This is a genomic window from Streptosporangiales bacterium, assembly GCA_009379825.1.
Lineage (GTDB): Bacteria > Actinomycetota > Actinomycetes > Streptosporangiales > WHST01 > WHST01.
The window spans coordinates 1-11757 of record WHTA01000117.1 but is presented as its reverse complement, the minus strand read 5'-3'; the positions used below and the strand labels follow the sequence as shown (position 1 = coordinate 11757).

At 69.9% G+C, this 11757-nt stretch carries 12 protein-coding genes; 3 read left to right on the top strand and 9 right to left on the bottom strand.

Annotation, left to right across the window (positions count from 1 at the left end):
• Positions 1 to 303: 303 nt before the first annotated feature.
• Genes GEV07_29115 through GEV07_29090 form a run of 6 tightly spaced genes read right to left on the bottom strand, consistent with a single transcriptional unit; the run spans position 304 to position 6167 of the window.
• A complete protein-coding gene (locus tag GEV07_29115) occupies positions 304 to 1401 on the bottom strand; it encodes a hypothetical protein (GenBank protein ID MQA06593.1) in 1098 nt (365 codons plus the stop codon).
• Positions 1398 to 1922 carry a hypothetical protein gene (locus GEV07_29110; GenBank protein ID MQA06592.1) on the bottom strand — a complete coding sequence of 175 codons (525 nt, stop codon included), beginning with the start codon at positions 1920 to 1922 and terminating at the stop codon, positions 1398 to 1400. The genes GEV07_29115 and GEV07_29110 overlap by 4 nt, the downstream gene beginning before the upstream one ends.
• Positions 1919 to 3286 carry an acetyl-CoA carboxylase biotin carboxylase subunit gene (locus tag GEV07_29105; GenBank protein MQA06591.1) on the bottom strand — a complete coding sequence of 456 codons (1368 nt, stop codon included), beginning with the start codon at positions 3284 to 3286 and terminating at the stop codon, positions 1919 to 1921. Before GEV07_29105 ends, GEV07_29110 begins: the two co-directional genes overlap by 4 nt.
• Positions 3287 to 3290: 4 nt before the next feature.
• A complete protein-coding gene (locus GEV07_29100) occupies positions 3291 to 4751 on the bottom strand; it encodes a hypothetical protein (protein MQA06590.1) in 1461 nt (486 codons plus the stop codon).
• Entirely contained in the window at positions 4720 to 5289 is a 570-nt protein-coding gene (locus GEV07_29095; GenBank protein MQA06589.1) for an acetyl-CoA carboxylase, biotin carboxyl carrier protein, read from the bottom strand. The genes GEV07_29100 and GEV07_29095 overlap by 32 nt, the downstream gene beginning before the upstream one ends.
• Positions 5244 to 6167 carry an FAD-dependent oxidoreductase gene (locus GEV07_29090; GenBank protein MQA06588.1) on the bottom strand — a complete coding sequence of 308 codons (924 nt, stop codon included), beginning with the start codon at positions 6165 to 6167 and terminating at the stop codon, positions 5244 to 5246. The genes GEV07_29095 and GEV07_29090 overlap by 46 nt, the downstream gene beginning before the upstream one ends.
• 96 nt (positions 6168 to 6263) lie before the next feature.
• Here GEV07_29090 and GEV07_29085 point away from each other — a divergent pair, with 96 nt between their 5' ends.
• From GEV07_29085 to GEV07_29075, 3 genes are all read left to right on the top strand, one after another.
• On the top strand, positions 6264 to 7139 hold the full coding sequence (locus GEV07_29085) for a LysR family transcriptional regulator (protein MQA06587.1): 876 nt from the start codon (positions 6264 to 6266) through the stop codon (positions 7137 to 7139).
• Between the two features lie 129 nt (positions 7140 to 7268).
• On the top strand, positions 7269 to 8036 hold the full coding sequence (locus GEV07_29080; protein MQA06586.1) for an SDR family oxidoreductase: 768 nt from the start codon (positions 7269 to 7271) through the stop codon (positions 8034 to 8036).
• 42 nt (positions 8037 to 8078) lie between these two features.
• Positions 8079 to 9419 (top strand): MFS transporter, encoded by a 1341-nt coding sequence (locus tag GEV07_29075; protein MQA06585.1) that lies wholly within the window; start codon positions 8079 to 8081, stop codon positions 9417 to 9419.
• A 109-nt stretch (positions 9420 to 9528) separates the two neighbouring features.
• Here the strand turns inward: GEV07_29075 and GEV07_29070 are convergent, their stop codons facing one another.
• The 3 genes from GEV07_29070 to GEV07_29060 form a co-directional block, all read right to left on the bottom strand.
• Complete coding sequence (locus GEV07_29070; protein ID MQA06584.1) at positions 9529 to 10497, bottom strand: LLM class flavin-dependent oxidoreductase; 969 nt, start codon at positions 10495 to 10497, stop codon at positions 9529 to 9531.
• Positions 10498 to 10553: 56 nt separating this feature from the next.
• Complete coding sequence (locus GEV07_29065; protein MQA06583.1) at positions 10554 to 10964, bottom strand: hypothetical protein; 411 nt, start codon at positions 10962 to 10964, stop codon at positions 10554 to 10556.
• Positions 10961 to 11757, bottom strand: a 797-nt coding sequence (locus GEV07_29060; protein MQA06582.1) for an amidohydrolase family protein, incomplete at its 5' end; no start/stop codon positions are given. The genes GEV07_29065 and GEV07_29060, both read right to left, overlap by 4 nt.

The following is an 11757-nucleotide window of genomic DNA, read 5'->3' as shown; positions in this document are numbered from 1 at the left end:
CTGAGGCGGCGGGTGACGGTCTTGCCGTCGATCTTGGCGGTCCACTGCCAGTACGGGCCGTGGGGTGTCGGCGGGTCTGCGTGGCAGTGGCATCCGGGGCTGGCGCAGTGAGTGTAGCGGCGGGTGATCGATCCGGCGGCGCATCATGACCAGGTTTAATCGCAAGCTCAGAACCTTGAGGGCGGAGTGACCTGGTGAGCGGCCGCGGCTCGACTGGCGAAACCCGAGGTCAGCCATATCCGCCCGATTTTCCGCCAGTACTACGGGGACCCCGAGATGCGGAGCGGGTCGAGCGAGTGCGGATCACCGTTGATCGGGATCCGCCGTGGTGAGCCGTGGCTCGCCGTTGATGCAGTCGACCGGTGGGTGGTTGATAGGAGAGGTGAGCACCGGCGACTCCACGAAGCTGGAGATAACCAGGGACTGGTTCGCTTCCGGGCCGCCGGCCACCAGCACCACGATGTCGTCCGGGGTCGCACATGGCAGTACCGCGTCGCCGTCGCGGCGGTAGCTGGTGAGGGGCTGGTCGGCGTACGCCGCGCCCGGTCGGGTCGCGGCGAGGTACAGCTCCTCGCGGAGCCGCTGCTTGTCGTAGCCGTCTGCGGCGAAGATGGAGGCAGTGCCCGGTGACAGCACGACGATCGGGTTGCCGCCGCCTACCTGGACGTGTTTGCTGCCCCGCATCGCGAGCGCGTCGCCCAGCATGGCGATCTCGTTGTGCAGCGAGCCCGGTTTCGGGTCGGGCAGGCGGACATTGGCTAGCGAGATGACGCTGGTCATGGTCAACCCGGACGCGGTGTCCGGCCAGCCCAGGTCGGCGAGCAGGCTCGGCCACGGTGAGCCCTCCTCGTGCTCGCCGAGGCACAGCGAGAACTTTGCCGGCAGGCCCTGGGTGGACTTGTCGATGACATCGGGTACGCCGCCGCCGATGTTGATGAGGAGCAGCCGTACCGCCCGGCCGATGGTGGCGTTCGCGCGGGTGCCGGGACCCAGACAGCCCCGGCCGCAGTTCAGCCCGATGGCCTCGCGCACCGGCCCGTTGACCACCAGCAGCGGGGTGGCGGGACTGGTCGTCGCTTGCATGGCGCTGAGGTTCATCTCCGGCCGCCCGAGCAGCTCGGCGGCGGTGAGCAGCACCGGCAGGTACCTGGGTGCGCACCCGGCCAGCACTGCGTTCACGGCGATCCGCTCGACGGTCGCCGCACCGCCGCGGGGGCCGAGCTGCGCGACTTCCTCGTACCGGTCGCGGTCCGTGGCCGCCAGCATCCGCTCCACCCGCTCCGGTGTCGGAGCTACGACGGGCAGACCGTCGGTCCAGCCCTGCTCGTAGGCGTACTCGGAGAAATCCTGCTCGTCAGCCAGCGCGATCTCGGTCGGCGCGCAGCCCGTTGCCTGGGTCACCGGCGACCTGCCACCAGGGCGGCTACCAACCGGTCCGGCAGGTCGGTGGCGATGGCGTCCAGCTGGTCGCTGCCCAGCTGTTCCAGGGCGGCCGGCAGCACCACGGTGGTCAGTGCCGGGTCGAGCGACGACGCGAGCTCGACGAACTGCTCGGTGACCACGGCGACGTACGGTACGCCACGGCGGGCGAGCTGCCCGGCGTTCTGCGTGGTGGCCACCGCGCAGGAGCCGCAGTTCGCCAAGCCAAGCACTACCGCGTCGCTATCTGCGGCGATCTCGTCCAGCAACGGCGCGGGAGCCTGGCTGCCCAGCGGGACGTCGCGGGTAGACACCTCGGCCGGGTCGTGCTCGGCGCGCAGCCGGTCGGCGACCGCGGCGCGCAGGTGGTCCCAGCTCGGCCATCCGTTGCCGAGCAGAGTGACCCGCCTGCCGGCGATGGAGGGCAACGCCTCCTCGTCGGTCGATGAAGTGTCCGAGGGTGCGACCGGGCTCAGCACGGTGAGGGTGGCGGTCAGCGTCATGAAGCGATCCCTTCGCTCGTCGGTGCGCCGCGGAACTGGTCGTCGAACCAGGCGGTCGTGTGGCGGTCGGCGGTGAAGTCGGGGTGATCGAGGATCCAGAGGAGGGCGTTGATGTTCGTCGGCACACCGGCGACATGGAACTCACGCAGCGCGCGCTGCATCCGGGCGATCGCGTGCTCCCTGGTCGGTGCGTCGCAGAGCACCTTGGCGATCATCGAGTCGTAGAACGGTGGAATCTCCGCGCCGGGCCGCAGGTGGCTGTCGACACGCACGCCCGCCCCGGCCGGCGGCCGGAACGCGGTGACAACGCCCGGCACCGGCAGAAAACCCCGCGTGGTGTCCTCGGCGAGCACCCGGCACTCGAGCACGTGGCCGCGAGCTGCGAGGGCGGCGCCCACAGCGTACTCGCACCGCCCGGTGGCGGCCATCCGCAGCTGCTGCCCAACCAGGTCGGTGCCGGTGCGCAGCTCGGTGACGCCGTGCTCCACCTGCAGCCTGGTGTTCATCTCCAGGAAGTAGAACTCGCCGGCGTCCAGGTCCCAGAGGAACTCGACGGTGCCCGCACCGACGTAGTCGACGCCGGCCGCCAGCCGGACGGCCGCGTCGGCCATCGCGGCGCGCTCGGCGTCCCCCAGCACGCCGGACGGGCTCTCCTCTACCAGCTTCTGGTGCCTGCGTTGCACGCTGCAGTCACGCTCGCCGAGCGCGACCGCCTGCCCACCGCCGAGACCGAACACCTGGATCTCCACGTGCCGGCCCTGCGCGACCAACCGTTCCGCGTAGAGCGTGCCGTCGCCGAACGCGGTCGCCGCTTCGGCGCGGGCCAGGTCAATGGCCCCGGCCGCGTCGCAGCTCGGGTCGACCAGGCGCATGCCCCGCCCGCCGCCGCCGGCGGCCGCCTTGACCATCACCGTCGCGCCCATCGCGCGTACCAGCCGCTCGGCCGCCATGGTGTCGTCGGGGAGCAGCTGTCCAGGGACGACCGGCACACCGAGCGACTCAGCCCGGCGCCGCGCGCTCACCTTGTCGCCCATGAGCGCGATCGACTCCGCGGACGGACCGACGAAGCGGTAGCCGGCGTCGACGCAGGCGCGGGCGAAGTCGGCGCTCTCGGCGAGGAAGCCGTACCCGGGATGGATCGCGTCGGCGGTCAGTGCCTGCGCTGCGGTGAGCACGGCGGGGACGTCGAGGTAGCTCTGCGCGGCCGGTCCCGCGCCGATGCAGAAGCTGCCGTCGCTCAGCGCGACGGCGAGACTCTCGCGGTCGGCGTCGGAGCACGCAACCAGTGGCACCATGCCGAGGTCGCGGCAGGCGCGAACGATCCGGACGGCTATCTCACCGCGGTTGGCCACGAGGACGCGCATCGGCTCACAACCTGATCCGCAACCTGGTCGGCCGCAGCCGCTCCAGCACGGCCGCCACCAGCGCGGTCTCCGGCCGCCTCGGCCGGGTGCGGCAGGCACGCCGCTGCTGGTAGAACGTGGACACGGCCTGCGTGCTATACATCACCGCGAGCAGCAGGTCCTCGGCGCTGTCGAACGGTCCGTGCTCCCTCTCGAAGCGCGGCAGCATCGGTTCGGTAAGCGGCTCGTACGGGTCCACCTGTGGCTCGTCGCCGAGCACTCGGTCGAGCACGTCCTCGTCGAGCTTGCCGGGCGGCGTGCCGTACACGCCAGCGAAGTAGTTCTTCACCTCGGTGGGCACGCTCGCGTAACGCTGCCCACCCACGACGTTGAGGGTGGCCTGCACCCCGATCATCTGCGAGCACGGCGTCACCATCACCGGGTAGCCGAACTCCTCGCGCACCCGCGCCACCTCGGTCAGGATCTCCGGCAGCCGGTGCTCGATGCCGAGGTCGCGCAGCTGGACGACCAGGTTCGACATCATGCCGCCGGGTATCTGGTGGCTCTCGAACGCGTCGAGCTCGTCCGCGGTGAGCGGTGTGGATGTCGGCACCGGTTGGCCCTGCAAGTAGGCGGCCAAGGCGAAGTAGTCGTCGACCCGGTCCACAGCCGCCCGGTGCAGCCGCGCGGTGCGGCCGCTCGCCACCGCGGCGGCGAGGGTGTCGGTGACCGCCGGAATGGCCCGGTCGTACGCCACCGCCCGCGGCACCGAGGCGAACACGTCGACACCGGCACGCATCGCGACCCGGTAGCACGCCAAGCCGCGACCGGTGAGGTCGTGGACGTTCATCTCCAGGCTGGTCGCCGAGCCGGACAGCGTGGCCCTGGCCGTCGCGATCAGCTCCTCCGCGGCGGTCGGACTCAGTAGGCCGGAGGCGTCCAGCAGGCTGACTCCCGCCGCCTGCATGCCGGCCGCGCGCCCGATGACCTCCGCGAAGTACTCGGGCGTGTGCACAGGACTCACCGAGTAGCAGATCGGCACGGTGACGCGCAGGCCCAGCTGGTGCGCGACCCGCACGTGCTGCTCGATCATCCGCATGTCGTTGAGCGCGTCGTAGACGAGGAACCACTGGATGCCGTGTTTGGCCAGCGTGGTCATGAACAGCTCGAGCACGTCGTCGGAGTACTGCTTCCAGCCGAACAAGGTGCGGCCGCGGATCTGCGCCACCGGCGGCGTGCCCGGCAGCAGGGCGGTGACGGCGTCGAGCCGCTGCCACGGGTCCTCGCGCAGGTGCTGCACCGCTGCCTCGAAGGTGGCGCCGCTGATGACCACCGACTTCTCGTATCCGGCGGCGTCGACCAGGGCCGCCCCGTCGACCATCGTCTCGGTGCTCATCCTGCTGCCCCACAGCGACTGCGGGCCGTCGCGGAACCCCTCGTCGGTGAAGGCGACGTCAGTCATCGGCCACCGCCGCGCCCCCGGCATCCGGCCGCACCCGCATCAACACGGCGCCGAACTCCATCAGCTGCCCGTTCTCCGCGGGAATCGCAGTGACCATACCGGCGACCGGCGACGTCACGGTGTTCATCAGCTTCATCACCTCGATGATGCCGACGGTCTGCCCCGCCTCCACCCGGTCACCGACCGAGACGAACGGCGGCTCGCCCGGGCCGGGTGCCCGGTAGAAGACACCGGCCATCGACGTGGTCACCGCCTCGTCGCCGTCGGCGCCGTCGAGCGCGGCCGGCTGCTGCGCTGCGGCCGCTTCGGCCGGTTCGGCCGGCGGCGGGGAGCTGGGTGCGGGCGGCGCGGCAGCCGGCGAGCGTTCCAGGTCGATCTCGTACGGCCCGACCTTCAGGCTGATCGAGGTCAGCGTGGGATCGGCCTCCACCAGCTGCAGGATCTCCAGCGCGTCGCGGTGGCCGAACGACGACTCGTGCTGCACGGTGGGCTCCTTGTCGAGTTGGTGTGATGTGCTCATCGGTGGGCGAGCCAGCGCTCCGCGTCCATCGCCGCCTGGCATCCCGACGCCGCGGACGTGACCGCCTGCCGGTACGTGTCGTCGACAAGGTCGCCGCACGCGAACACACCGTCGAGGGTGGTGGTGGTCGCGCCAGTGACCACCACGTGGCCGCGGTCGGTGAGCTCGACCTGCCCGCGCACCAGTTCGCTCCTCGGGTCCTGGCCGATCGCGACGAACAGGCCGGCCACGTCCACTCGGTTATGCTCGCCGGTGTGAGTGTCGCGGACGGCGATACCCGTCACCTCCGGCCCACCGAGAATGTCGGTCACCACGACGTTCGTACGCAGCGTCACGTCGGTAGCAGCCAGCCGCCGCTGCAGTACCGCGCTGGCGCGCAGCACGCCACGGCGGTGCACGAGGGTGACCGAGGGCGCCAGCCGCGACAGCGTGATCGCCTCTTCCACGGCCGCGTCGCCGCCGCCGACAACCGCGACCGGCCGGCCCCGGAAGGCGAAGCCGTCACAGGTGGCACAGGTCGACAGCCCGTGGCCGACCGCCCACGTCTCAGCGGCCAGGCCGAGCATCCGCGGCCGCGCGCCCATCGCCAGGACGACGGCATCCGCCGTGTACGTCTCCGCGGTGGTGTGCACCGCCTTGCGCGAGCCCACGAGGTCGAGGCGCACGACGTCCTGGGTGACCAGCTCGGTGCCCACCGCCTCGGCCTGCTTGCGCAGCCGGCCGATCAGCTCGGGCCCGACGAGAGGGTCGGGGAAGCCGGGAAAGTTCTCCACCTCACCTGTGGTCATCAGTGCGCCGCCGAGCTCCGCGCCCTCGAACAGCAGCGGCCGCAGGCCGGCGCGGGCGGCGTAGACGCCTGCGGTGTAACCGGCCGGTCCGGAGCCGACGATCACGACGTCACGGTGGCGGGCGACGGTCACGGGCACTCCAACGGGGGACGGTGGCAACTCGAGTGTCGGCCGTTTGGTGTCATTCGTGCAATGAGCAGAAGGCTTGCGATCGCATAGGCTGCGCCTATGGAGTTTCGCCAACTCGAGTTCTTCCTGGCCGTCGCGCAGGGCGGTTCGGTCACCAACGCCGCGCGCAATCTGCACGTCGCGCAGCCGTCGCTGTCCCAGTCGCTGCGGCGACTGGAGCGCGAGGTCGGCGCGACGCTGTTCGAGCGCGTCGGCCGTGGCATGCGGATCACTGCTGCCGGTGAGGCGCTGCTCGGCCCGGCGAAGCGGATCGTGCGGGAACGGGAGGACGCCAGGGCCGCGGTGGCGGCGGTCGCCGGCCTGGCCGGCGGCCGCATCAAGCTCGCCAGTCTGCCGTCGCTGACCGTCGACCCGCTCCCGGTCATGATCGGTCAGTTCCGCGCCGAGTACCCGCTCGTACGGGTGACGATCGCCGAGTCGCAGCGGGTCGAGGAGATCGTCGAGCAGGTGGAGCAGGGTGCCTGCGACCTCGGCGTCGCGAGTACGCCGGTGCACTCCGGTGACGTCGTCGTGCACGAGGTGGGCGTGCAGCGGCTGGTGTTGCTGGTGCCCAGTGGGTATCCGGCCTCGCACGGCAAGGTCAGCCTCGAGGAGATGGCCACCATGCCGTTCGTCTGCGGTCCGGTCGGCGGCTCGTCGCGTACCGCGCTCGAGGACGCCATGGTGTCCGCCGGCCTGGACCTGGCCATCGTGGTCGAGGCCGAGTCGACCGAGGCCATCGTCCCGCTAGTGGTCGCCAGGAACGGCGTCACGCTCATCCCGGAGGGGCTCGCGGCCACCGCGCCGCGTGCGGGGGTGGAGGTGCGCGCCACGGAGCCGGAGATCACCAGGACGACGGCGTTCCTGCATCGTCCCGGCATGTCGTCGCCGCCGGCCAGGGCATTCGTGGCGATGGCCGCCCAGCTGCACCCATAGGCGTTGCCTATCGGACTCCACGGGATTGTCTTCTTGCCCACTGCTTGCCCGGGGAGTTGACTCGCTCCTGCGTGACTGCCGTCACCACCGCCGCGGTCGCGACCTCGACCAGTCAAGGGAGCGTGGCCGATGGGGACGATCGTCATCACCGGGGGAGCGGCGGGGATCGGGCGGGCGACTGCCCTACTGGCCGCGCAGCGCGGCTACGACACCGCGATCATGGACCTGCCGGCGGCGGAGCCCGCCGCCAAGGAGGTCGTGACCGAGGTCGAAGGGTACGGTCGGCGCGCGGTCGCACTCGCTGCCGACGTCACCGTCGAACGCGATGTGGTCGGCAGCTTCGCGCAGGTCGTCGAACGGCTCGGTCCGATTACCGGGCTGGTGAACGGCGCGGGCCTGCTCTACTCCGCCAAGTGCACCGAGATCGATGCCGCCGAGGTGCGGGCCACCATGGCGGTGAACGTAACCGGGCTGATGCTGTGCTCGCGGGAGGCGGCCCGGCTGATGATGCACTCGCGCGGCGGGCACGGTGGCTGCATCGTGAACATCTCCTCGATGGCCGCGACCATCGGCGGCCGGCACCGCGGCGCCGTGTACGCGGCGTCCAAGGCAGCGGTCGACGCGTACACGACCGGGATGGCCAAGGAGGTCGCGGCCGAGGGCATCAGGGTGAACGCCGTGCGCCCCGGCCTGGTTGCCACCGGCCTCACCGCTGCCCTTCTGGAGGATCCGGCACGCCGGCAGGCGATCGAGGAGTCGATCCCGCTGGGCCGGGTCGGTGCGCCGGCCGACGTCGCCGAAGCCGCGCTCTGGCTGCTGGCCGAGAAGAACAACTGGATAAGCGGCGCCCATCTGGACGTGAGCGGAGGCGGTTTCTTCGTCTCCGGATCGTTCTGAGCCGTTGCGCCGCAACTCTGCAGAGACAGGACTGGAACCACCATGACCCGTCACAAGCCTCGCCTGGTCGCGCTGTCGAGCTACATCGGCACCACCATCGAGTGGTACGACTTCTTCCTCTACGGCACCGCCGCCGCGGTCGTCTTCAACAAGCTGTTCTTCCCGAAGTTCGACCCGGCGATCGGCACCATGATCGCGTTCGCGTCACTGGGCATCGCCTATCTCGCCCGACCGTTGGGCGGCATCGTCATCGCGCACTTCGGTGACCGGATAGGCCGCAAGCGGATGCTCGTGGCCACGCTGATGATCATGGGCATCGCCACCGTGCTCGTCGGCCTGCTGCCCAGCTACCAGACCATCGGTATCTGGGCACCGATCCTGCTGCTGGCGTTGCGCGCTCTGCAGGGTGTCGGCATCGGCGGTGAGTATGGTGGCGCGGTGTTGCTGGTCGTCGAGTACGCACCTCGTGCCAGGCGAGGAATCTACGGCAGCATCACCCAGCTCGGCGCCGCGTCCGGCCTGCTGCTGTCCGCCGGGGCGTTCTCCGTGTTCTCCTCGGTGCTCGGCGACGCCGCGTTCCTGGCCTGGGGCTGGCGGATTCCGTTCCTGCTCAGCGTGGTGTTGCTCGCCGTCGGGCTGTTCATCCGGCTGACCATCTCCGAGTCGCCTGCATTCGAGCGGATGAAGGCCGCAGGTCGGCAGGCGCGGATGCCCCTGGCCAGCCTCGTCAGGCATCAGGGAAAGGCCACGGTCTTCACCATTGGTCAACGGCTGGCCGAGGCGTGCGTGTTCAACATCTACGTGGTGTACGTGCTCGCGTACATCACCGGCAACCTGGGGCTTCCGCGCAGTGTGGGTGTGACCGGCACGCTGATCGCGGCGGGCGCCATGCATGTCAGCTTCCTGGCATTCGGCGCGCTCTCCGACGTGATCGGGCGCCGCAGGGTCTACCTGTTCGGGGCCGCGTTCTCTGCGGTGTTCGCCGTCCCCGCCTTCCTGATGTTCAACACCGGCGCCACGGTGCTGATCTGGCTCGCCATCGGAATCGCGCTGGTGTTCGGACACAGCGCCATGTACGGGCCGCTGGCCGCCTGGTGGACCGAGCAGTTCCGCACCAACGTTCGGTACAGCGGGGTCTCCGCCGCCTATCAGGTCGGTGGTGTGCTCGGCGGTGGTTTCGCACCACTGATCGCGTCCAGCCTGATTATCGCCGCCGACGGGGCCTGGTGGCCGGTGCCGATGTACGTGATCGCGATGTGCGCCATCAGCATCGTCACGGGCCGGTTGGCCGAAGAGACCTATCGTCAAGATCTGGAGGAACGCATCACTGGTGAGAAAGCGGACGCCGTCGCGCACACGACAACCGACCGCGCCGCATCGTGACTTGCAAGGGTCGTCTGCCGAGCGGCACCAAGCAAGGTCGCTGCCCGGTACCCGTGAGAACGTGGCGGCGACGAAGCTACGACGTCCGGCAGGCACCTTCGGCTCGTTCTTACGGGCGCGCCTCGCCGCCGGTGTGTCCAGCAGAACAAGTCGCTCTGAGGTCAGGAATGACGTCGCGGCCGAGCAGTTCGATCGCGGTGTGGACATCAGGTCCGAGTGGCGGGCCGAACGAGATGTGTTCGGCCCCGAGAGCGACGAGGCCACGACAGCGTTCGAGCACCTGGTCGGGAGACCCAGCGACGCCCAGGGTGAGCATTTGGTCGTCGATGAGCTCTACGGCCTTCTCCATCTCACCGACCTGCGCGTACCTCGCCGCTGGCTCGAATTGCTGCGGGGTCAGTCCCGCGGCTGCGAGCTGCACTTCGGAGATCGAAGGGCCGTAGTAGGCGAGCTTCTCAGCCAGTGCCCGGCGGGCAGGTCGCTCGGCTCCCACCGAGACCCAGATGCATGCGGGCAGGTCGAAGGCGGCGGGATCCCGACCGGCTTCTCGACAACCCGCGCGCACGTCGTCGCGGGCAGCGGCATACTGCTCCGGCGGATAGAGCAGGGGCAGCGCCCCATCAGCGACGGCACCGCTGAGCCTACGCATCTGCGGGCCCATCGCGCCCACGTAGACCAGCACCGGCGCAGAGACGTCGAATCGAAGGAACGCCGAGTCGCTCCACCAAGCGGGGAGATCCTGGTGGTCGACGTCGGTGTGGCCGAGCAGCTTACGCAACGCGGCGACCGACTGCCTGGTGGTGCCCATAGGGCGGCGTCGTTCGATCCCCGCCCATCCGAGGAACTCGGGTGCACCTGCGCCGATCCCGAGCAGGAAGCGGCCACCGGAGACCTCCTGTGCGGTGGCGGCCAGCATCGCTAGCTCGGTGGGATGCACGGTGTACGGGTTCATGATCCCGATACCGAGCTGGATCCGGCTCGTCCGGGCCGACAGCGCGCCGATCAGCACCGGCGCGGATCGCAGGAGAAGGTCGTTGGAGACCCACAGCTGGTCGAACCCAGTCCGTTCCGCCGCCATGGCCAGGTCGATGAGTGCCGCACCGGTGAGATCGTTGTTCACCCGGATCGACGTCTTCACTCGGGCGCCTCCGAGCTGTCGGGTCGTTGCTCGACGACGGCGTCCACCTCGACCTCGAGCAGGAACCCCGCACCGACCAGCGCGTGCACCATGTACGTGATGTTGGCCGGAGCGACGTCACCGAGCAGTGCGGCGTGCGCTTCCGAGGCGGCGCGCCAGTCGGCTTCCGGCGTGAGCAGCATGCGTGTCCGCACGATCGATTCGCGCGAACCGCCGAGCTCTTCCACACACTCGATCGCCCGACTCAGGCAGGCGCGGGCTTGGCCGGCGGTGTCACCGAGGTGCAGCACTCTCCCGTCGGGTCCGTTGGCGGTAGTCCCGCTGACCGCGATGATCTGGCCGAGTCGCACTGCGCGGTTGTAGCCGGCCAGAACCTCCAGCTCTGTACCCTCGCGTACTCGCATCATGGCAGGCTGCCCCAGGCAAGCCGGCCACCGACGAACGTCGCCAACACGCTCGTGTCCCGGATGTCGTCGTCGGGGCAGGAGAAGATGTCGTTGTCGAGCACCACCAGGTCGCCGTACTTCCCGCGCTCGAGTGAGCCCTTGTCGGCCTCTTCGTGCATCACGTAGGCACTGCCCCAGGTGTACATGCGTACTGGCTCCTCGACGGTCGCCCGCTGCTCGGGTCCCAGGATCCCTTCGTCACGGGTCTGGCGGGTGACGCAGCTACAGATGGCCAACAGCATGGCGAACGGCATGCCGTCGACACCGCCGCCGAGCACGACCCCGTTGGCGAGGTAATCACGGTGCGGGCTCGCCTTGGCGGTCCTGTCTTTCCCCACTCGGCGATGAAGTTGGTGGCGAGGTTCTACAGCAGGGTCTGCTGGACAGCTACCGGTACGCCGAGGCGACGGCAGTGGTCGAAAGTTCGCTGGTCGGGGAAGAAGCCGTGGATGAGGGAGAACCGGCGCTGCGCGAGCGGGTAGGTTCGGTCGCTGACGGCGCGGTAGGCGAGGCGGCGCAGGCGGCTGCCGGGCGGCTCGTCGCGGCCGGTATGACGTCGCCGGGATGGGTGGACGAGCTCGGCGAGCCGGTGACAGTGGCCGACTGCTGGCGTCTCGCCGACGATCAGGGGCTCGCGTCCGTGCTGGCGTGCTCGTTCCATCGCGCGGGTCGCTCCCACGCGTTCGTGGTGAGCGTGGACCATGTCGAGTGCGGTGCCGCCAGCGATGTCCACCTGCTCGACGCGGATCAGCTG